General features: G+C 56.2%; 21 protein-coding genes and 2 pseudogenes. 8 read left to right on the top strand and 15 right to left on the bottom strand.

Annotated features, from left to right (window positions below; genetic code table 11):
- Positions 1-321 precede the first annotated feature (321 nt).
- Complete coding sequence (locus KVG95_RS06210) at positions 322-999, top strand: dTMP kinase (protein WP_217854925.1); 678 nt, start codon at positions 322-324, stop codon at positions 997-999.
- 168 nt (positions 1,000-1,167) lie between these two features.
- Here the strand turns inward: KVG95_RS06210 and KVG95_RS06215 are convergent, their stop codons facing one another.
- From KVG95_RS06215 to KVG95_RS06245, 7 genes are all read right to left on the bottom strand, one after another.
- Entirely contained in the window at positions 1,168-2,379 is a 1,212-nt protein-coding gene (locus KVG95_RS06215; RefSeq protein WP_437180783.1) for a TIGR02270 family protein, read from the bottom strand.
- Between the two features lie 41 nt (positions 2,380-2,420).
- A complete protein-coding gene (locus KVG95_RS06220; protein ID WP_217854926.1) occupies positions 2,421-3,185 on the bottom strand; it encodes a beta propeller repeat protein in 765 nt (254 codons plus the stop codon).
- Positions 3,186-3,352: 167 nt separating this feature from the next.
- A complete protein-coding gene (locus KVG95_RS06225; RefSeq protein ID WP_217854927.1) occupies positions 3,353-4,399 on the bottom strand; it encodes a DUF4150 domain-containing protein in 1,047 nt (348 codons plus the stop codon).
- Positions 4,399-5,439, bottom strand: a complete 1,041-nt coding sequence (locus KVG95_RS06230) for a hypothetical protein (RefSeq protein ID WP_217854976.1) — start codon at positions 5,437-5,439, stop codon at positions 4,399-4,401. The genes KVG95_RS06225 and KVG95_RS06230 overlap by 1 nt, the downstream gene beginning before the upstream one ends.
- The gene (locus KVG95_RS06235; protein ID WP_217854928.1) at positions 5,436-6,548 is read right to left on the bottom strand and encodes a DUF2169 family type VI secretion system accessory protein; all 1,113 of its coding nucleotides are present in this window, start codon (positions 6,546-6,548) and stop codon (positions 5,436-5,438) included. The genes KVG95_RS06230 and KVG95_RS06235 overlap by 4 nt, the downstream gene beginning before the upstream one ends.
- 11 nt (positions 6,549-6,559) lie before the next feature.
- Positions 6,560-7,006: a DUF6484 domain-containing protein gene (locus tag KVG95_RS06240; protein WP_217854929.1), complete on the bottom strand. Its 447-nt coding sequence runs from the start codon at positions 7,004-7,006 to the stop codon at positions 6,560-6,562.
- A gap of 11 nt (positions 7,007-7,017) precedes the next feature.
- Positions 7,018-9,267, bottom strand: coding sequence for a type VI secretion system Vgr family protein (locus KVG95_RS06245; protein ID WP_217854930.1), 2,250 nt, complete (start codon positions 9,265-9,267; stop codon positions 7,018-7,020).
- Between the two features lie 361 nt (positions 9,268-9,628).
- On the opposite strand from KVG95_RS06245, the gene tagH reads away from it, so the two are divergent.
- Positions 9,629-11,035 carry a type VI secretion system-associated FHA domain protein TagH gene (gene tagH / locus KVG95_RS06250; RefSeq protein WP_217854931.1) on the top strand — a complete coding sequence of 469 codons (1,407 nt, stop codon included), beginning with the start codon at positions 9,629-9,631 and terminating at the stop codon, positions 11,033-11,035.
- A gap of 81 nt (positions 11,036-11,116) precedes the next feature.
- Positions 11,117-11,371, top strand: coding sequence for a type VI secretion system lipoprotein TssJ (gene tssJ / locus KVG95_RS06255; RefSeq protein ID WP_225922916.1), 255 nt, complete (start codon positions 11,117-11,119; stop codon positions 11,369-11,371).
- Positions 11,372-11,473: 102 nt separating this feature from the next.
- On the opposite strand, the gene KVG95_RS06260 is transcribed toward tssJ, so the two are convergent.
- A complete protein-coding gene (locus tag KVG95_RS06260) occupies positions 11,474-11,998 on the bottom strand; it encodes a cupin domain-containing protein (RefSeq protein WP_217854932.1) in 525 nt (174 codons plus the stop codon).
- A gap of 143 nt (positions 11,999-12,141) precedes the next feature.
- Positions 12,142-13,059 (bottom strand): AraC family transcriptional regulator, encoded by a 918-nt coding sequence (locus tag KVG95_RS06265; RefSeq protein ID WP_217854933.1) that lies wholly within the window; start codon positions 13,057-13,059, stop codon positions 12,142-12,144.
- Between the two features lie 269 nt (positions 13,060-13,328).
- Here KVG95_RS06265 and KVG95_RS06270 point away from each other — a divergent pair, with 269 nt between their 5' ends.
- Both KVG95_RS06270 and KVG95_RS29710 read left to right on the top strand, forming a co-directional pair.
- Positions 13,329-14,351, top strand: coding sequence for an alpha/beta hydrolase (locus KVG95_RS06270; protein ID WP_217854934.1), 1,023 nt, complete (start codon positions 13,329-13,331; stop codon positions 14,349-14,351).
- Positions 14,350-14,529, top strand: a pseudogene (locus tag KVG95_RS29710) (MFS transporter); the annotation flags it as partial. The gene KVG95_RS06270 and the pseudogene KVG95_RS29710, both read left to right, overlap by 2 nt.
- Positions 14,530-14,561: 32 nt before the next feature.
- Here KVG95_RS29710 and KVG95_RS06275 read toward each other — a convergent pair.
- Both KVG95_RS06275 and KVG95_RS06280 read right to left on the bottom strand, forming a co-directional pair.
- A complete protein-coding gene (locus KVG95_RS06275) occupies positions 14,562-15,305 on the bottom strand; it encodes an SDR family NAD(P)-dependent oxidoreductase (RefSeq protein WP_217854935.1) in 744 nt (247 codons plus the stop codon).
- An 11-nt stretch (positions 15,306-15,316) separates the two neighbouring features.
- A complete protein-coding gene (locus KVG95_RS06280; RefSeq protein WP_217854936.1) occupies positions 15,317-15,727 on the bottom strand; it encodes a DoxX family protein in 411 nt (136 codons plus the stop codon).
- Between the two features lie 96 nt (positions 15,728-15,823).
- Between KVG95_RS06280 and KVG95_RS06285 the strand changes: the two genes are divergently transcribed.
- Positions 15,824-16,204 carry a winged helix-turn-helix transcriptional regulator gene (locus KVG95_RS06285; RefSeq protein WP_217854937.1) on the top strand — a complete coding sequence of 127 codons (381 nt, stop codon included), beginning with the start codon at positions 15,824-15,826 and terminating at the stop codon, positions 16,202-16,204.
- A gap of 71 nt (positions 16,205-16,275) precedes the next feature.
- Here the strand turns inward: KVG95_RS06285 and KVG95_RS06290 are convergent, their stop codons facing one another.
- Positions 16,276-17,205 (bottom strand): LysR substrate-binding domain-containing protein, encoded by a 930-nt coding sequence (locus KVG95_RS06290; RefSeq protein ID WP_217854938.1) that lies wholly within the window; start codon positions 17,203-17,205, stop codon positions 16,276-16,278.
- A gap of 229 nt (positions 17,206-17,434) precedes the next feature.
- Between KVG95_RS06290 and KVG95_RS06295 the strand changes: the two genes are divergently transcribed.
- Together KVG95_RS06295 and cuyB are read left to right on the top strand one after the other, a co-directional pair.
- Entirely contained in the window at positions 17,435-18,724 is a 1,290-nt protein-coding gene (locus KVG95_RS06295; protein WP_217854978.1) for a dicarboxylate/amino acid:cation symporter, read from the top strand.
- A 10-nt stretch (positions 18,725-18,734) separates the two neighbouring features.
- The gene (gene cuyB / locus KVG95_RS06300; protein WP_217854980.1) at positions 18,735-20,225 is read left to right on the top strand and encodes a cysteate racemase; all 1,491 of its coding nucleotides are present in this window, start codon (positions 18,735-18,737) and stop codon (positions 20,223-20,225) included.
- 54 nt (positions 20,226-20,279) lie between these two features.
- Here the strand turns inward: cuyB and KVG95_RS06305 are convergent, their stop codons facing one another.
- The 3 genes and pseudogenes from KVG95_RS06305 to KVG95_RS06315 all read right to left on the bottom strand — a co-directional run.
- On the bottom strand, positions 20,280-20,645 hold the full coding sequence (locus tag KVG95_RS06305) for a histone-like nucleoid-structuring protein, MvaT/MvaU family (protein ID WP_217854939.1): 366 nt from the start codon (positions 20,643-20,645) through the stop codon (positions 20,280-20,282).
- A 235-nt stretch (positions 20,646-20,880) separates the two neighbouring features.
- Positions 20,881-21,078 carry a YbdD/YjiX family protein gene (locus tag KVG95_RS06310; RefSeq protein ID WP_052963150.1) on the bottom strand — a complete coding sequence of 66 codons (198 nt, stop codon included), beginning with the start codon at positions 21,076-21,078 and terminating at the stop codon, positions 20,881-20,883.
- A 15-nt stretch (positions 21,079-21,093) separates the two neighbouring features.
- Positions 21,094-21,333: pseudogene (locus KVG95_RS06315) on the bottom strand (carbon starvation protein A); the annotation flags it as partial.

A 21,333-nucleotide genomic window follows, 5' to 3' on the forward strand; every position in this document is an offset into this window, starting at 1 on the left:
TCCCTAGAGAGGGATAGTCATACATCGAGGTGTCATGCATGTAATTCAAGCGTGCGGTGGTAGCAGTCATGGCAAAGGCTTGGCATGCGCGTCTTAGAGTATTGCGTTAGCCAAAAGCCTCGCCGGTGAGCGACCTCATTCCCGTGTCATGAACACCGAAAGGCCCCTGGGAAGTTTGAGACCCGTTAGCCAGAATCCAGGTTAGAGTGTTCATCAACGTCTGTACATAAGCTCCCTCCACTCGATTCGCGTAGTCGCGCCAAGCGGTTCCAGCGAACGAACCGGGCAAAAAAAAACCGTATATCAATCGTTGTTTGAAGAATGAATCGTCCGCTGTTTGTTTCTCTAGATGGGCCCAAGGGAACCGGCAAAACCACACTGTTGGAGGCCGTTACGAAAGTACTGAGGGCAGACAACAAAAAGGTGATCCGACTTTGCGAGAAAAAAAGCGATCCCTATCGGGGGGAAACAATGGCCCTCGTTAACAAGCTCGTCAGAAATCCCACCCGGGATTTGGAGCTGGGGGTTTGTGAGCGCTTTGCCGATAGCCGTACCTGGATTTCCCAGCACGTGCTGGCTAAACAGCCACTAGGCAGCATTATCCTGATCGACCGCTGGTACCCGTCTGATGCCGCGTTTCGCCGGATAGTCCCGTTTGCAGAGATTCTACAGCTGAACATTGATCGAAACGTGCGAGTGCCAGACCTGCATGTCGGGGTTGTCACCGCCCCTGAAATTTCATGGGCGAGGGCAGCGACACGACGGCGTGGGCTGAGCAGTACTGTGATCCATAAGCTGGAAGAACATGTTGCTTGTACCAAGGCGTTCGAGCGAGCGATTGCAGATCACGGCTGGTTTTTATGCCGTAATGAAGGAACGATCGAAGACGCAACGATGCAGGTGATTTCTGAGATCTATAGAGTCCTTCGATGCCCCGCAGGCGAAGTTCGCTGCGCCGGCCTTGATGCGGTTGAGATAGCCGTAGATATAGATCGTTAGCAGGATCGAAGGGGTGATTTGTCGCCGCAGCGGTAGCCGGCTGATGCTTTGATCTGGGAGCCCGTCATCGAACCCGCCCACCCGCCGCCCCTTATAGAGCCTTGCTGGAATCAAGCAAATTGCGGAAGCCAAAGCGCGACCACTGCGGATCGAAAGACAATCGCCTGCTCATCGTCCGAACAACAACCGCTTTTGCCGCCAGGCCGGTGCGCTGGTGGGGAAAAGCACTTCGGTCGGCCGGAAACGAGCGACACCGCAGGCGGCGGCGATACGCTGGCGTTGCTGGCCCCGGACAAGCGCTTGCTGAAAACTGCTTTCACGCTGCGCCAGCCCCAGCACATAGCCCACGCCCGCCTGGAAATCGCCTCCATGGGCCTGCCACCAAGCGGCGATCAACTGCGGGTCGGGCCAGGGCAGATTCTCATCGGGGTCCATGGCGACATTGGAATCCTCAGGGTCGTCGTTCGGGCCTGCATCGAAATCCGGCAGGTCCTGCAATTCCAGATCGAGCAACGCCAGGTCAACCCCAGTAATCAGGCTGAAGGCCTCGCCGGCGACGCGGGCATGAGGCAGGTCGCTCATCTGCTGGAACAGCCAGGGCACGCTGACCGGATCGCCCAGCAGCCCAACGGCCTGGATGCCGACGCGCTGCTGCCCGGGGTTCTGTATCAACTGGCGTATCCAGGCGATGCTGTTCTCACGCCTTTGCCAGGCCAGCAATACACAGAGCGCGCGATACTGGAACTCGCCCGGTTGCTCGGCGAACTGGCGCAGCGGCTCCAGCGCTTCCTCGTCGCCCATCTGTGCGATGGCCCAATTGGCCCAGAAGCGCGTGGCCGTGTCCTTGTGTTGACGGTGGGCACGAATCGTCGGCATCAGGTCACGACGACGCAACTCGCCGGCAGTACGGGCGGCACGCGCCAGCACGCTTGGGTCGGCGTGGGACAGCCCAGCCAACAGCGCCGGCCCTGGATCGCGCCGGTGCATGCCACAGGCGGCTAGGCCGATGCAGCGAAACAGGGATTCCGGCGATGCCAGCAGGCGGTCGATCCAGGGTTCCACCAGGGTCCACTTCAACCAACCCAGCGCGGCTGCCATAAAGCGCTCGCTGCCCGGATGCACGCGTACATGCTCGGCCAGGCTACCCATGGCTATCGTATTATTCGTCTCGAAGGCCAGCACCGTGGCGGCAAACACCTCGCCCAGCGCGGTAGGGCTCAGTTGCTGCAACAGGGCCTCCAGTCCAGGCAAACCTGCTATGCACAGGCCATCCAGATGGGCTTCGATGCGATTGTCCAGGGTGGTCAGGTGTTTGAGGTCGTAGTGAGGCGCCCGAACGGCATAGTCGCGCAGACCGGCGAGGAAAGATGCCTCTTCCACGTATTGATTAAGAATCCCCTCTATTGTAAGGCGAACATCTATCACGGGTTGGCAACCTGTATCCAAGCTATAGCATCATCACTGTATGCAATATCCTGCAAGCCGACTGACCAAATGCGGCCATCAGCAGAATCAAGATATGCTGTGCTTACGTTTATATCGAGATCTAATTTCTCAATAACATCGCCTACAATCTTGAATATCCCCTCGTAGCTGGAGATATAAATGGAGCCACAAAAGTAAGTCATGCCCCAAAAATCACTTTTCGTAACGTCTTGTTCTATTGCCTCCCATGCGTTGCCACGCCCGCGAATGATTGTCCCCGCCATTCCACAGATGTACACATAGCCATCACCAGCACATTCAATTGCGTTAAGTACCACATTCGTCGGACTATGCTCTTGCATCCAGCGCTTCCCATCATAGCGCCAGATTTCCCCTGAATATCCCGCGCAATATATGTCCTCTTCAGAAAACCCATCGATGCAATTGAAGCCTATGGTGTGTTTGCGGCGATCTCTTCCTAGAAATACGCCGTTATCAATTCGAAACCATATTTTCTCGTTAGATTTTTTATATACATGCCTGCCCATGCCTGCTAAGTAAATTTCACCATCGATAACTCTCACAGCTCTAAGCGTTAACAAATCACTCGGACCATCATCAGAGGGATCCACTTGCTCCTCAGATAGCCCTGGCAGATTAAGGGTTAATATTGTCCCATCAACACCCATGGCTAATATTTTTTTCCCATCCTCAAGAACTATTGCTCCCCTGGTAGCCGTATCCAGCGTTTTTTCCCCCACTTCTCATCGGCATAGCGAAAAACTATCGAGTGGTCCGTATTTTGGTCTGCTAACTCATCGTCAACTGCCATTATGACAACGTAATTCTTTCTAAATGCGGTGACCCCTGTGAAACTTCTGGTGCGTTGTTGGTACATGGTAATTACCCCGTCTAGATTGGTTGATTATTACATGTCGTCGTCTTCGCTTATGCGTTTTATGCGCTCTGCGGCATCGGCCCTTTGTTCTTTTTTCAACGGCTGTCTTCGCGTTGGTGAGTGACATTTTTTTTTTGGATCTTTCCCGTAAAAGTGATCCAATTGTGACTCTATGCAGCCAGGCGAGCACTCACTATCAGGATTGGCGTCTTTATGCGATTGGAGCGCGATTTCTTTTGCCTTGGCATAAGTTAGCTCTTTGCCTATCAGCGTTTCCTCTATAACACCGCGTGTGCCGTGTGCAACGCCATGTTTACCTTCATAGCGTGAACAGTTGGCGCACATTGTTGGAGCGCCGCTATAAGCGCCTCCAGGCTTGCTTGAAATATGAGAAAAATCAGGCATTAAAACACCCCCTGGGCGCACCCAGTGATCCTCAATCAAGTGATCGCCTGTGTTCTCCGGACTACAGCACATTTCTTTGTCTTTGCCCTTGGGCACAAGTATGCACTGCATGGCAGTTTTACAATCGTCTGAGCAGTCAACGTGGTGCTTTCTTGCGCCAACTTGCTTTGATTTTGAATCTTTGCAGGCAGTCTGCATCTTCCCAGTATCGCTCTTACAGTTGGGAGGGTCTCCGAACGCCGTAGCATCCTGATAGAGCCAGGGCGTTGTATTAGAATTTGAGCCGTGGTTATGAGTAGTCATATCCATATTCCTGACTACATTTTCCCCCTCGAACTTCACATCCATCGACCATGCCGTGAAGTACACCTTTCCCTTGATCTTGCTGGTGATAACTCCTTTCTTCGGGGCGTTTCCAGCCTCATCTCCATAACTGGTTTTAAAGTAACTCTTGTCCTTGAGCATGACCTCCTTGCCGCTGATCTTGACCGTTCGCGTGCCCCTGGTGGTGTCCTTGGCCATGCCGGTATTCGGGTAGGGGATAGGTACACCGGTTGGTGTTGCAGCCGTTTGCGGCGGAGTGAAGCAGACATCCGGAAAGCAGGCAATCGACTTGCCAGCCGCCGCCTTGCAGGAAATCTCCATGTTGTTGGCATACACCTCATTCGCCATCACGCAGCCCTCACAGTCTGATAACTGAGCATCGCGGCGGCGCGTTCGCCGGCGTCGTTGCCGAGGTGGCAGAAGATATTCGGGCCTTCGCCATAGCCCTTGCGGCTGGCGGCCAGGGCCACGGCGAGCATCGCCGGGCCGATGGCGGCGCCGACTTCGCCAATGCAGTCGGCCGGGTGCCAGAGGTGGAAGAATTCCTTGCGCACGCGCAGGGTGCGGCTCAGGGCCAGGGAGGCTTCCTTGAAGTAGTACTGCTCGCCGGAGATGTCGGTGAGCCGATAATCCATTTGCTCCAACCCACAGCCGACTTCGCTCAGGGCAGCGCGTACGGCTTGAGTCAGGCCCTCGGCGCGCAGGGGAATGTCTTCGGCTTCCACGGTGGCCTTCTCCACGCCGAATCCCAGGCCGAGGCAGGCCAATTGCGGCTCTTCGCTGGCAAAAGGGGCGGCCAGCACCACGGCGGCGGCACCTTCGCCGGGGATAAATCCGTTGGAGTTCTGGCTGGTGAGCAGGCGTTCGCGTTCTTCGAAAGCGGCCAGCGTCGGTCCGTTCAGGAAGGAGTCGACGCCGGCAATCAGCACGTGGCGATGGCCGCCCTGGTAGATCAGCGTACGCGCATTGAGTAGCGCCACCGCAGCGCTGACCCGACCACGGGCGATGACGTTGGAACTGGGATGAAAGCGCAGGCCCAGTTCGGCTTCGATGTCGTGCAGCAGCCCGTTATCGAGACCGTCGAGGCGGCCGGGGCGGTCGGCTTCCGCCACTCCGAGCAGCAGCGGGGTCTTTTCCGGATCGACACCGGGGGTACTCTGCAGCGCCTCGGCGATGGCGCGGGCGGCCATCTTGATCAGCTTGGTGCGGCCGCGCCAGGGCTGTTCCAAAGGCACGCTGGCGGCAATCAGCCATTCGCCACCTTGATCGATAAAACGGGTTTCCTGGAAATTGTCGATGGCACAACGGATCGCCGCGCAGCTCGCGGGTGCGCTGAGGCCAACGGCGCTGACCATGCCGGAGCCGATGATGCAAAGTGCGGTCATCAGTCCGTCTCCTCGGGGGCGTGCTTGGCTTTTACCAGGGAGGAGAGCGATGGGTAGTAATCCTTGCCCAGTTCGCGGGCGCGCCACCAGCCCGTGGACATAGTGCCGACCAGCACCTGAGCGATCTCGAACATGTTGCGTCGTAGCGGACGGGAGACACGCCAGGTCAGCTGCACCTGGAGCGCGTCTGTGTCGATCAGCAGGGTGTCGATCACCGCCTGCACAGTCTCATGACCGCCTTTTTTCAGAAAGAAGGTCACCGACACGTCCATTTCGGGGATGCGAAAGCCCGCGCGCTCCTGGGGTGTGAGGTTGAGCAGTAGCACATCCTCGCCGCCCCGCAGGTAAGGAATCTGCTGATCGTCAGGGGCAGCCTGAAAGTAGCGATTGTCGAAATCCTGCGGCAGAAACGGAAAGCAGTTGGCCAACCAGGCATCGTCGTAAGTACCGGCGAAGCGAGCGCGTTGCGGCCAGCTGCGGCCGATGGGGCCAAGGGCCATCGGGCGGAAGTCGCCAGAGGGACTGTTGATCGCCTTGCCCAATTCCTCGGTGTTCGGCATCGGCATGCCGACAATGTCAGCACTACCCATGCTACGTGGGAACCAGCCACAACCAGTCGGATTGTCCAGGTAGCAGTGACGCATTTCGGAGTCTTTCGCCATCGGATGGCTGCCGCCAAAGGCCTGGGCATAGGAGATGTCCTGCTCGGTAAAAGGCTGCGCCAAGCCGGGAGAAACGCCCAATAGCCCCGGTTGCCATTGTCGGGGGCCTAGGACGGAAAAGGCCTTGCTCATCCGACCGACGCGAATGCCCGCGGCCAGCTGCGTCACGGGCCGCCCGTCTGGGGCATAGGCCTTGCCGCGGACCAGCACATCGCAGAATGGCTTGACCGGGGCGAAGTCCATTTCCTGCAGCGGGGCGCTGAGGCCCGGTTCGCCGAGGAAGGTATCGGCCATCAGCAGCGGTTGTTGGGTGTCGGCGAGGGTCGCCGCGCGGCCGTCCAGCGGCAGATTGAAAGTGCCTTTGGCTACCACCACCAGGGATTCACGGCCATCAGGCTCCATGCCCTGGGTATAGGCAGCAAGCAGTTTGCTGGCGTTGAGCAGTTCCATATGCCGAATACCTAGTTGATCTGCACCGAACCACCCTTGATGCGGTTGACCCCGCTGGAGCGGCTGGACAGGTAGGCGCCCTGGATGATCACTTTGCCCGCGCGGGTCAGGGTGATGCTGGCCTTGCCGCAACGCAGCACGATCTCGCGTTCGGCGCTCAGCTCCAGGCGCTGGTCGTCCAGTTGCACGCAGGCGACCGGTGCGGGCGCCACGGCCTGGCCCAGCAGGCGGCCGATCACTAGCGGGCGGGAAGGGTCGCCATCTTCGAACATCAGCGCCACCTGGGTGCCGATGTCCGCAGGGGCGAGCAGGGTGGTGGTGCGGGCGGCTATGCTCTGTTCCTCGGGGCAGCCGGGGTAGGTCACCAAGGGCGCACTGGCCTGTGGCAGGTCGAGCAGGACACCGATGACCACGCCATCGATGCGGGCCTGGGCGGGTAGTGAGTATTGAACCGTCATACGCGTTACTCCTAGTTTTGCAGGATCTTGCGTCCCTTGATCACCACGTTCTTGTTGGCCTTGATGTTGATCGCACCAGAGCCGTCTATGGTGATGTCCTTGCCGCGGATGCTGATGGTGCCGTCCTTCTTCATGATGATGCTGGCTTTGCCGGTCGTGATGGTCACCGAGTCACCGGCATTGATGACAAGATCCTTGCCCACCGTCAGCACATCGTCCTTGTCGATATCGGTCGTGCGTCCTGCCCCGACCTTGCGCGATTCGTTTGTTTTTACCGTCGTTGAAAGATTGGCTCCGACGTCCACCGAGCGGTTGGCGCCCACATTGGTCGACTGGTAGAGGCCCACGTTGATGTTTTGGTAGGCCCCGACATTCACCGTTTGAAAGGCACCGATGACAACTTCCTGCGCGGCGCCGATGGCGATCGTCTCGTTGATACCTACCGCATGAGTGCGCTGCAGGGCCACGGTCGCGGTTTCGCTGGCGCCGACGCTGATCGTGCGGTTGCTGCCTATGCTGATGGTCTCGTTGCTGCCGACGTTTTCCGTACGGTTAACGCCGATGCTGATGTCCTCGTTGTTGCCCACGCTTTCGGTACGGTTGACACCGATGGTGATGGTCTCGTTGTTATCGACGGTTTCGGTGCGGTCGTGCTTCACATGCACGGTTTCGTCGTTGTCGATGGTCTTGCTGCGGTCGTGGCCGACCCAGTGGGTCTCGTCGTTCTCGACCTCGATGTCCTGGTTCTTCTCGGCATGGATAAACAGTTGCTCTGCGCCTTTCTTGTCCTCCATGCGGATTTCATTGAAGTTGGCCGGTGAGCCGTCCTTGCTCGAACGGCTTTTCACCCCGCTCTGGGTGGCATTGGCTGGCAGCGTGTAGGGCACGGTCTGTTCGGCGTTGTAGACGCGGCCGGTGATGATCGGCCGATCCGGATCGCCCTCGAGGAAACTGACGATCACTTCCTGACCGATCCGCGGGAGCTGCACTGCTCCCCAGTTCTTGCCGGCCCAGGCCTGGGACACGCGAATCCAGCAGGAGCTGTTTTCGTTGGACTGGTCATGGCGATCCCAGTGGAAATGCACTTTGACCCGGCCGTACTGGTCGGTCCAGATCTCCTCGCCACTGGGGCCAACCACCACGGCGGTCTGCGGCCCGCGAACAATGGGCATGGGGGTTCGGGGGAGGGGGCGGAAGGTCTGGTTGGCATCCATACAGTCCAGCTCGCTGACGAACTGTTCGGCCAGGTCCAACTGCCCGCTTTCATAAGCGTCCTGACGGATCTGATAGCGGGCGATCACCACCAGGTATTCGCGGTTCTGGTCCGCACGGTCGTAGCCAGTCAGCTCGAACAAATGGCCGCAGCCCAGCCCGCGGGCGTGGCCGCGCAGCTGCACACGCTCGAACTGGCTGTGAATGGCTTCGATGCGGGTACGCGCGTAGTGCTCGCCATCGTTGCTCTGTACGTATTCACCGGGGTAGTCGTAGAGCGGGTGGTCGCCGTTGCTGTGGCTGCGCGACACACTGGAGCGCACCTCAAGGCTGGCGCGGGGGCGCTGGAAGTCGTAGTCGTTCAGCTCCAGCGAACCGGGTTGGACTTCCCGCGCCAGTTGCCAATCGTAGAAATGATCGCGCTCGCGCATTTGCCGATCGGGGGGGTAGAAGGGCACCGAGGCATAGTCGGCCACCGTGGAGTGGGCGCCATAGGCGTCGGCAAACACCAGTACATGACGCGCCTGCTCATGGCGGAAGTAGTAATAGATACCTTCCTGCTCCATCAACCGGCTGACGAAGTCGAAGCTGGTTTCGCGGTACTGCACGCAATATTCCCACTCGCGGTAGCTGCCGCTCAGGCTGTCTTCGAAATCGGAGAAACCGAGGTCGCGGAACACCTGCTTGATGATGTCCGGCACCGTTTTGTTCTGGAAAATCCGGCAGTCCGAGGTGCGCGTGAGCAGCCAGAGCCAGGGCCGTAGGCTGACGCGGTAGCCGGCGAACTGGCCGTGGCCGGTCACTTGCCGGCAGCTGCAGGCAATGCCGTGGAAATAGCGTTTGCCGCCGTCGTGTAGCTCCAGGGTCAGGCCCATCGGCTTGCCCAGCAACTGGTCGAACGTGATCGCCCGGTCTTCGGAGGTGAGGTCCAATTCGTAGTGGAACAACCGCCCTAGCTCTTCGCTGCCTTCCATGCCCTGCAGCACCAGGACATCGCCGCCGAGTGGGCTGTCGACCTGCACCAAGCGGTTGTTTTGCGTGATTGCCATAAAAAAACGGCTTCCTCTGGCCGGCACTCAGTCAGAGCGAACGTACGACTAAAACCGCTTCCTGCGGATTAACCTTCTGTCCAGAGCCACACTTTGGCGTCATCTCTAACAATTCAAGTGAAGTGTTAGCGCTGTTCAATGCTTGTCAAGAAACTCTCCGACCAGTGGGGCAAAGACCGGGCGTTTCAAGATGGGCGAACGGAGGTCACTAGTTAGCTTCTTTGGTTATAGGATTTATTCTAAACAGCGAATACAGCCGCAAAAACCTCGACGACACCTAACCATTTAAGGGGGGCTATACTCAGTTGCACGGATTGGCATATCCGAGCCGTTATTGAGCAATATCGTACAAGGAGTTCTGATGCCGCTGCGTTTGACAATCACCAACTATCACGTGCTCACGCGCGGCCAACCCGCGGAGTTCGAGCTTGATTGCGGTGAACTGAAAATCGGCCGCAGCCCCGAGAACGACTGGATACTTCCAGACCCGGAGCGACTGGTGTCCGGCCAGCATTGCGTCATTGAGCTGCGTGACGGCACCTACTACCTGACCGACACCAGCACCAATGGCGTGCAGTTGGTGAATGCCGGCGTGCACATGCACCGCGGCAACAGCGAACCTTTACGGGACGGCGAACTGCTGCGCGTGGGCGAGTACGACATCCTGGTGCAGATCAACGACGCTCCACAGATCATCAACGCGGCGCCTGGGATGAGTGATCCCTTTGCCGGCTTCGATGCGCTGATGGAGCGTCAGGCGCCTGACGAGATTCCCGACGCGGCCCCGGCGCCCCTCAGCAGAGAGCCGATCCAGTCGAGCGGTCCGCCCCCGGATATCCCCTCCGATTTGTTTGATTTCCTCGCGCCCCCATCGGTGCCGCCGCCAGCCGTGGCCGACCACGTGCCGGCCGAGCGCCATGATTTCCGCCCGCCGGAGCCACAGCCTCCCAGCGCCCCCCCGGCCAGCGAAACCGGCGCAACGCCAGCGATTCCGGGGGACTGGGATCCCTTCGCCGAACTGGACATAGGCCCCGCGCCTGTAGCGCCGCCCACCCCGCAAGCACAGCCGCAACCATTGCCCGCAGAGCCGGAAAATATGGCCAGCAGCACACCAGCCCCGGCAGCCCCAGTCGACTCGTTGGCTGCGGTTTCGACTCCAGCACCCGCAAATGAGAGCAGCGATGAGGTGCTGGAAGCCTTTCTCAGGGGCGCCGGGCTCGACCAGTTGCGTATCGATAGAGACGAAACTTGCGCTCAGATGGAGGCCATCGGCCGTAGCTACCGACATATGGTGGAAGGGTTGATCGAGGTGCTGCGCGCCCGAGCCAGCCTCAAGGGTGAGTTCCGCATGGCCCAAACCATGATCCGCCCGGTGGAGAACAACCCCCTCAAATTCGCCCCCAATGTCGATGAGGCGCTGCTGTTGTTGCTGCGCGCCGACAATCAAGCCTTCATGCCGGCCGACCAGGCCATCGAGGAAAGCTTCGACGACCTCAAAGCGCATCAATTGGCCGTTATGGCCGGCGTACAAGCCTCGATCAAACATCTGCTCAAGCGATTTCAACCGGCGGTATTGGAAGCGCGCTTGAGTAAGCCTTCGGGTATTGGCGCTTTGCTACCAGGTGCACGCCAAGCGCATTACTGGGAGTTATTCACGGGACTCTATGCAAGCATTTCCAGAGAGGCCGAAGATGATTTAGAGGACTTGTTCGGGCGCGAATTCAGTCGTGCTTATGAAGAACAAAGTGCGAAGCTGCGCAAAGGCTAAGGGTTATTAGATAGTTGATCAATCCCGTAGGGTTGCCGGTAGTTCCAAACTGGAATAATAAATGTCATTGAGGACGACGACATGTCAAAGCTATTGATGCTCGCAACAGCCATATTGCTGACTGCCTGTGCTTCGAGTCCGCGTCCCACAGTGGTTGTCATGCATATCCAGGCCGCTGCCGATCTGAACCCCACGGCGGGCGGGCAGGCGACACCTGTGCGGGTGCGTTTGTATGAGTTGAAGAGCGGTGCAGTCTTCAGTCGTGCCGACTATTTCTCCTTGGTGGATGCCACCAGCAAAACCTTGTCCACGGACCTGGTGGCGCAGGATTTCTAACATAGCACCTCGTTTAACATAATATACATTACACGTAACAAGATGTTTCAAGATTAGCCCGGTTGCACGCAGATTTTGAAGCCCTCGATTCACCCAAGCCCCTCATCCTTGCGTCAGCTTTCCAATCAGCTCCGAATGCTCGGGAAACTGCTCTCTGAGCTTCTGCCGACTGCCCATCTCCATATCTGCAAAATCAAACCCTGGTGAAACCGCTTCACTGATCAAACCGTATCCCGCTAAACCATTCATAAGCTGCGAAGCTTTCCAGACGCCACCAGGTACATGCAGCTGCAAACATTGCCCGGCGATAACGTCGCTGCCCATCACCACAGTTTTCAACGTGCCGTCTAAAAAAATCAGGCTGTACTGAATCGGGTTTCCCAAATGGTAGTAATGAACGATGTCCGATTGATTCAGGTGGAAATGCCCGATCGGCGAATCCTTGGTCAGCAAGTAATAAATTGAAGTCATCAAGTGACGTTGACCACCATTGATCTCGGCCATAGCGTGGTGATCAGATTGAAAGGTTCTCCGGTAGAAACCGCCTTCCATGTGAGGCTCCAGAGCCAACGCGGCGATTACTGCTTCAGCGTTGGGGATATGAATGTCGAGCTCACTGTTGGTCATGTGGATTGTCCTCCTTGAAATACTGTAGCTATTAAGCAGATAAGCTCGATAGATTATAACTATGCTAAATGGTTGTTTAGTCGTTTTATCTCGATAGCGTTTAAAAGCGTGAGCAAACGCAATTCGTCAGCTTGACTCTATCGCTACCCCTGCCCTCGCAACACCGCAATATCCCGCTTGGGAGGTATGCCAAACAGACGGCTGTATTCGCGGCTGAACTGGGACGGGCTTTCATATCCGACCTTGAAAGCCGCACTGGATACGTCCTGGTGTTCATTGAGCATCAATCGCCTTGCCTCGTTCAGTCGCAGCCATTTTTGGTACTGCAATGGGCTCATTGTGGTGAGTTGGCGGAAGTGGTGGTGAAAGGTCGGAGTGCTCATCTGCACTCGGGCCGCAAGTTCATCGACACGAAGCGCTGAGGTGTAATTCAACTTCAGCCAATCGATGGCTTTGGCGATCCGATAACCTTGGCCATCGACAGAAGTTATTTGTCGAAGGCGGCTCGCCTGATCACTTTGCAAGAGACGGTAGTGAATCTCGCGCTGGATCAAGGGGGCGAGAACAGGAATGGACTCCGGCTCATCGAGCAGTGCCAATAAGCGCTCGAATGACGCCAGCATTGCAGGGGTTACTGAACCAATTCCTACCCCCTTCGCAACTGATCGATCACGGGTTGGCGGCAGGTCACTTTGTGCTATCAGCTCAGCCAGCATGCGCAGGTCGAGCTTCAAAGTCAGTCCCAGGCATGGCTGTTCCGGGCTTGCCACCAGCACTTCTGAATTGGCAGGCAAGTCCAATGAGGTGATCAGAAATCGCGACGTGTCATACGGGTAGCCTTCGCCGCCTACCCAGAGCTGTTTCTCACCCCGGGCGACGAGGATGATGCTTGGCTCGACCATGCAGACGACGGGCGGCGAAGGATGTTCGCGCCTGAAGAAGCCGAGGCCCGTAATGGGCGTTCCGTAATCACCTGGTTTCGGAATCTGCGCGCCGATGATCTGCGCAAGCGATTCTTGCGCCGATGTTTGTTGAGGCGCGGTGTCGTGTTTGATCGTCATGTTCGTCTTCTACCTCTTTGCTGAACTCTAACTCGCCAGTTCACGACCGTCCTGCAAAAAAACAGAGACTCATAGAATCAGGCAAGTAATCCAGCGGAATGCACTACAGGGAGTATGGGCAGAGCCGGAGAATGTTGATCCGACACACCCATTGCGGAATCTCCCATGACGTCAAGTATCGCTTCGTGATCGAGAGCGCCATGTTGGCTGATTAAGCACTTGGGTCAAAACACTCCAGCAAACTACAACTCAATCGAAAGGACTATCCGGTGAAAAGAATTTTTCTTGCCCTGGGGCTTCTCGTTACCTCTTTTTCTTCAATGGGAGCCGATATGTCAAACGGCGCGGACAACTTCTATAAAAGCGAGAAAGTGACCGTTGAAAAGGTCACCTTCAAAAATCAATACGGAATGAAGGTGGCGGGCAACCTGTTCACCCCGAAAGACCTCGCCCCCAAATCCAGAAACGCCGCCATCATCGTCGGCCATCCAATGGGGGCGGTGAAGGAGCAGAGTGCGAACTTGTACGCTACCAAAATGGCCGAACAAGGATTTGTCACACTGTCCCTGGATTTGTCCTTCTGGGGCGAAAGTGAGGGCACGCCTCGCCAAGCGGTCTCGCCTGATATTTACGCCGAAGATTTCAGTGCCGCCGTAGACTTTCTCGGCACTCGACCGATAGTTGATCCTGAGCGAATCGGCGTCCTCGGCATCTGCGGCAGTGGCAGCTTCGCTATCAGTGCCGCCAAGATTGATCCGCGCATGAAGGCCATCGCCACCGTCAGCATGTACGACATGGGGGCGGCCAACCGTAACGGTCTCAAACACGCAGTGACTGCGCAACAACGCCAGCAGATCATTCGCGACGCCACCGAGCAGCGCTATGCCGAATTCCAGGGTGGCGAAATCCGCTACACCGGCGGCACGCCGCTCAAACTGACCGGCAATGCCGTGGGTGATGAGTTCTACGATTTTTATCGCACCCACCGAGGCGAAGTCACTCCGGCCGGCGCATCGCCGCAGACAACCACCATGCCGACGCTGACCAGCAACGTGAAGTTCATGAACTTCTATCCGTTCAATGACATCGAGACTATCTCCCCTCGCCCGCTGCTGTTCATTGCCGGCGCCCAGGCACACTCACGCGAGTTCAGTGAGGATGCCTACAAGCGGGCCGCCGAGCCTAAAGAGTTGCTCATTATTCCAGATGCCGGACACGTGGATCTTTACGACCGGGTCAACCTCATTCCATTCGCCAAGTTGACCACGTTCTTCAAAAGCAACCTGAAGTAGCCTGATCGGTGTTGCGATAGGTGGCTTCTGGTCATTGTCGGCGGCAACCGCCATGCGCCTGGTGCCTGATGACCAGATCACTCGCGCAATGGCCATCGTCAACGGCGGCAATGCTTTGGGATGGTGGACATGGCTGGCGAGAACGTTGCAGACGCTGCTGAAGCGGGAGGCGGCTTGGGGGAGCATGCGCACGCAGGTTGGACGTGACCATCACCGTGCGCTGTCGATGATTTGGCCACCGTCCGGCGTCAGGCTGTAACCTGTCAGGAATTGTGCGTCCTTGCTGGCGAGGAATAGCACGACCGGCGCAATGTCCTCTTCGGGTGATCCATAACGGCCAAGTACGTTAGTGGGTGCGGGTGCATTGGCGGCAGCCCCCCAAGTGTCTGCAACCGGCATGACATTGTTTACCGTGATCTTGTCAGCGCCCCACTCCCTTGCCGCCGAGCGAGTCAAGGCGCGCACCGACTCCTTCGCCATGTTGTAAGGGGCGTATCCCTGCAGGCCGATGACACCCGCCAGCGAGGCGAAGTTGATGACCCTACCCTCCCCGCTGGCTTTAAGGTGTGGGTAGCAGGCTTGCATCGTTCGTAGATAGGCAATCGGCCCCATTTCTAAATTGCGTTGCAATTGCTCGGTCGACAGATCGAGAACCGATGAAAAGACGACAGAGGGGTCGAAGGCATTGTTCACAAGAATGTCGATCCGGCCATACACACCCACCACCTTTTCTACAGCAGCTTTGATCTGATCCGGATCGGCGATATCACAGACTACTCTGAGGGCGATGCCGCCCGCCGCCTGGATCTCAGCGACGACACCCGCGACATTTTCAGCCGTGCGTGAAAGAACCGCCACCTTCGCGCCTTCCACCGCGAACAACTTCGCTGTGGCGCGGCCGATACCGCGACCGGCTCCAGTGACGATGGCAACTTTCCCATTGAGTCGAGTCATATAAGTCTCCTTTATTTAAGAGGCGTTTGGATGACCGCCGTCAGCGGTGGGTAAGGCGACGGAAGATCACGAACAGCGTTTTGTGTCATGAAGGAGGCAACCAAGAGGATGAGTCCTACGATTGCCGGGATAGAGCCTTTGGGCTTGCGAACACCCAGGTGTGCTAAAGCGGAGAGCAGCAGGTGATAAAACATGCCGGCATAGGCAAGATCACTGAGCGCCACGTTAAAGCGCCACAGAATCGCGGCAGGACCAAGGACCTTGACCGCGATCATGAAAGGCACCAGGTGGGAGGCTGAATAGCCCAACTCCGCCTGTGCATTTCGAACATAGTCGCCCTTGGCGATGTACATGGAGGCAGAAGCGAAATAGAGCAGCGACAGCAGTGCCGTGCTGATCCAATAAACATAGTTTTCGATCATGAGGTTTTTCCCAAGCAAGCGTTAATGCGTCGACTCAGGTCAAAGATGTCGCCTAATATGAAAAGCTACAAGTAGGATGAAAAAGTGGTGCTTAGTATGGAAAACCAGACTAATGGTGACGATCAGATCAACATGCACGAGGAAATGCGCCGTGCATTTGCGCTGCTTTCAGGCAAGTGGAAGCTGGAAATCATGTGGTTGTTGAACCAGCGAATCTACCGTTTCGGAGAACTGCGCAAGGCGATTAGCGGCATCACCCAGCACATGCTGACGGCACAACTTCGTGAGCTCGAAAACGATGGGCTGGTGTCGCGAACAGTCTTCGCGCAAGTGCCACCGCGTGTCGAATATGAAATGACGGCAAAGGCCCGTGCGCTCGGGCCGACGATGGAGGCACTCGCGTTATGGTGGAGCGAGTATGGGAAAAGCGTGCCGGTGAAGCCAAATCCGCGCGGCCGTAAACCCAAGATCACTTAAGCATCTCATTAGTGTCAGGGGTTAGACCTTAATGGTTCTTGAGGAATGCTTTTCGAACCTTGGCACTTCAATCAATGGGCTGTTTTGCCATGGAGATCGCGGGAAGCTCCTTCGAGGGTTTTCCATAGACTGCGCATCGTAGGGTTCTCATTGGTGATGGCGCAGTAGGAGCGTATCTCCAGTCGCGTACTCCATTCATCACCACCCGCTTTTACCAACTGACCTCGCTGAAGCTCGTCAATGACAGCGCTTTCTGGCAACCATGCCACGCCATACCCCTCTATCGCCATGCGCATCAAAAGCATCGCCATGTCTGCCTCATAGCACCGTTCCAGCACACTCACACTTGGGCCATTTTTGATGACTATGTCGGCAACGCGACCTAGAAAAGTTGTGGCCGTATAAGCGAGGTGAGGCACAGCTTTAGCTGAGGTGCCGGGCAAGCGATACAGCGGTTGCCCCTTCTTGTCAGGGGCACACAACGGAATAAAGGCGTCATGTCCCAACGTCAGGCATCCGAACTTTTCCGGGTCTAGAAGAATGGGGGCCAGGGGATGGTGGTAGACGATCATCAGATCGCAACTCCCCTCCTCCAGGGCTATGACGGCGTCATGAATGTTCGCGGCAACGACTCGAGCGTTGAACTGCTCATTGTGCTGCTGAAATTGGGTTAGCCATTTCGGTAGAAACGTCATTGAAAGGCTGTGGCCAGCAGTCACCTGGATGGATCGCCCGGGCATTCGCTCAACCTCGCGCAGGGCTGAACGCAGTCTCAATAACCCTGCTAATGCCTCGCGGCCTTCTTCACAAAAACTTCGCCCCGCAGGCGTGAGCTGAACGGGATAAGTACCGCGATCTACCAACTCCGCGCCTACCCATTCCTCAAGTGACCGTATGCGACGCGACAGAGCCGACTGGGTCACGCAGCGAACCTCCGCAGCCCGAGAAAAGTTCTTCCACTCGGAAATCGCTAAAAGATCATCCAACCATTTGATTTGCATAGCGGCACCTCACGCCCCGAATACGCAGTGTACTGCGCCGCAGTCAGGGCGAAGCAGAAGTTTCGAAAACTATTCCAAAAGCGCATGAGGCTATCGGGATTACTCATCACGACCTTTCAATCCCGCCCCTAGAATCGAAAACGTTGAAGCGATGCCATAGAGCTTCGCCCCAATGACACTTGTCTCCTGCCAAGTAAAAAAAGCAAAAAAACCACTTGAGGAAAGCTCCGTGAAGAAAAATAAACTTCCGCGTCGGATCGCAATTGGCATCGCCTTGGGCGTGCTTGTCGGTTGGGCGTGCCACCATTTCGCAGGGAGCGAACAAAGCGCCAAAGAGATCGCGTCTTACTTCTCGATGGTCACCGACATTTTTTTACGCATGATCAAGATGATCATCGCTCCGCTGGTATTCGCTACTTTGGTCGGTGGCATTGCCAGCATGGGGAACTCCCGCTCGGTTGGGCGCATTGGCCTAAGAGCCATGGCCTGGTTCGTCACCGCTTCGGTGATCTCGCTGGCAATCGGCATGGGCCTGGTCAACCTGTTCCAACCCGGTGCGGGACTGAACATGGAAGTTGTCCAGCATGCGGCAAGTCCCGTGGTGGTCAACACCGGGGATTTCAGCCTCAAGGTATTCATCAGTCATGTGTTTCCCCGCAGCATTGCTGAAGCAATGGCCAACAACGAAATCCTGCAAATCGTGGTGTTCTCGTTGTTCTTCGGATTTGCCTTGGCGGGTGTGAAACGAGCTGGTTACACGACGATTGTCGACAGCATCGAAGAGCTGGCCAAGGTGATGTTCAAGGTCACGGACTTCGTCATGGCCTTCGCGCCCATTGGGGTTTTCGCAGCCATCGCATCGGCTATCACCACGCAGGGCCTTGGCTTGATAGTCGATTACGGAAAACTGATTGCCGAGTTCTACTTGGGCATTGTGATTCTGTGGTGCGTTTTGTTCGCTGCCGGTTATCTGTTCCTGGGTCGCTCAGTGTTTACCTTGGGCAAGCTGATCCGCGAACCTGTTCTGTTGGCATTCTCGACTGCCAGTAGCGAGTCCGCGTATCCGAAAACCATGGAGGCGCTGGAGAAGTTTGGTGCGCCGAAGCGTGTATCCAGCTTTGTTCTACCGCTGGGTTACTCATTCAACCTTGATGGTTCAATGATGTATCAAGCGTTCGCCATCATGTTCATTGCTCAGGCCTACAACGTTGACTTGAGCTTCACACAGCAACTGCTGATCTTGCTGACGCTGATGATTACCAGCAAGGGAATGGCCGGTGTAGCCCGGGCATCGGTGGTTGTGGTGGCGGCTACGTTACCCATGTTCAACCTTCCCGAAGCCGGTATTTTGCTAATCCTTGGCATTGACCAATTCCTTGATATGGCCAGGACTGCCACCAACGTGGTTGGCAATAGCATCGCGACAGCTGTGGTTGCCAAATCAGAACCACATGAAGAAGCTGAAGAAGCGCCCGGCACGAAATCTCCGCTCCCGATTCATACTGCAGCCACCGCCTGAGAACCTGAACTTGAAAGGTAAATCGAAACCGTCCAACGGGTCATCGTTTGCTCGCAAACTAGGTATCGTCGGCGGACTTGGCTCACTGGCCGGCGGCGATCTTTTCTACAAATTGGTGAAGTCCAGAGCTGTTTTGGAAGATCAAGGTCGCTATCACTTTCTGTTTGAGCAACACCCTTTCAAAGACGTCCTGATGCCCCTGGACCGGGGCGCTAACATGACCTCGAGGAAGTTCTACGTTTTTCAGGTTTGTCAGACATTCGAGGCAAGCGAAGTCAATGCCGTTTTACTACCTTGCTTTGCCAGTCACACCTTTCGGGAGGAAATTCAGGAGGAGATAGGCATACCCGTCCTGGATATGATGGCTGCGTTACGCAAGCATATTGATCACGTCGCTGAACGCGGCAGTACGTTGGGAGTCATCGCGTCTGACTATGTTCGGCACTCCGGGCTGTTTGAGCGATATTTCGGCAATGACTTCAAGCTCGTGTATCCAGATGATTACGAGCAGTCCGGGTTGATGGGCGCGATGTATGGCGTCAACGGCATCAAAGACGGGTACCTTGACGGGGTGCCGCTAGAGTGTGTTTATCAGGCATGCCTTTCGCTTCAGGATCAGGGAGCCACTCTCATATTGCCGGGTATGACTGAGTTCTCATTGATCTGTGGTGATCTGCAACGGCGAGGCATCACGGCTCTGGACATCAACGAGATTTATGCCGGTTTCGCGACGTCGCAAAGCGGCCAGTTGACTCGTCCGCCGTTCAAATTAGGGATAGTTGGCGGAGTTGGGCCGGCAGCAACAGTCGACTTCATGGGTAAGGTTGTTGCGCATACACCGGCAGGCCGAGATCAGGAGCACATCAAAATGGTGGTCGAACAAAACCCCCAGATTCCTGATCGCACAGCCAACCTGCTGTATGACGAAACCGACCCGACAATGGCGATGTATGCAACATGCAAGCGTCTTGAAAGCGCTGGAGCCAATGCCATTGCGATTCCGTGCAACACAGCTCACGCCTTCGTCGAGCGCATCCAGTCGCACCTGCGTGTACCCATAGTGAATATGTTGACTGAGACGGTGGAGGCTATCGCTCAGCGATACGGTGCTGGCAAAACCGTAGGGCTGCTAGCGACGTCCGGCACCATCAAAAGTCAGGTCTATCACGAGGCAGCCCGGCGAGCAGGACTTCACGTCATCACCCCCGGCGTGGATTACCAAGTGTTGGTCATGGAGTCGATTTATGGAGAACGTGGCATTAAAGCGGGTTTCACTGGGGGTATTTGCAAAGACCAGCTTCTAACCGCCGCAGAGCACTTATGTGAGCTGGGCGCTGATGTACTCATCCTGGGTTGTACAGAGCTGCCCCTGGTGCTCGAACATAGCGAAGCTTACAAGATAAAAAAACATACGGTGGCGTTGATCGACCCGACAACTATTTTGGCATTGAAGTGTATTGAGCTTGCCCGTGAAAATACGGTCAAGCCTCACAGACACTAGCCCGTATCAGCTACAAAAAGGCCCTTCTCGGGCCTTTTTGTACTCAAATCAAACTCACTTGGTAAGCCAGGACTCGACAGTGGCAGAGCCGAATTTAGACTTCCATTCCCTCAGTGTCTTCTGGTTGCCGCCCTTGGTCTCGACGACTTCGCCAGTGTTTGGATTTTTGTAGATCTTCACCTGGCGCGGCTTGCGTGTGCCGGATTTCGACGCGCTTGCTGATGCGCGACGACCAGTTTGTGGCTCAAGAAGATTGATCACGTCTTTCAGGCTATAGCCGTATTTGGCTAGCAGATCACGCAGCTTCTTTTCGAAATCAATTTCCTTTTGAAGGCCTGCATCACCTTTTAGTGCTTCAAGCGCCTGGAGCTGTTTAGCCAGATGTTTTTCGAGTTGACGGAACTCTGCGAGCTTGGACATGTAAACCTCATATGTGTTTTGTATGTACATGTGACAGAGCCAGCTAAGAAAAAGTCCCCCTGCAATGACCGTTGATTGATCTAAATCAGATGATTGAACAGCAAACAAAGTCAGTTTGTTGTCAGGCTAAAAATACAACGACAAAAAAGCCCGGCTTGCCGGCGATAGCGTCTCGAAGATCGCTATCGCCGGCAGGCCGGGCTCCTAAAGCAAAGTGCTGCTTAAATGTTTCGCATCAACAGCACTTCGGTCCCGCCTTGCTGCCGTAACGAGCCTCCTGACGTTCGCGAAAGAACACTTCGTAACTCATCAGCGGTTTGTCCGGGTGTTTGGTTTGCATATGCTCAACGTAATTGTCGTAGTCAGGCATGCCAACCATCAAGCGTGCAGCCTGACCCAGGTATTTACCAAGGCGACTCAGGTCATTGAACATGGGCACCCTCCTCCATCAAGCATCCGGCAGAGCCTGGAACGGCGCTTCTTTATCCGTACGTTCTTTAGTGCCCCAGGCGGCAATGCCAACCTTGAGTGCAAAGAACAGGATGCTGAACACCACGAGCAAAAACAGCGCCGTCAGCGTTGCGTTGGTGTAGGCGTTGTAGATCACGTGCTGCATCTGTTCGATGCTCTTGGCCGGCGCCAAAACCTGCCCGTTGGCCAACGCATCGCTGTACTTCTTCGCCAGCGC

The sequence above is a fragment of the Pseudomonas farris genome (assembly GCF_019145235.1).
Classification (GTDB): domain Bacteria; phylum Pseudomonadota; class Gammaproteobacteria; order Pseudomonadales; family Pseudomonadaceae; genus Aquipseudomonas; species Aquipseudomonas farris.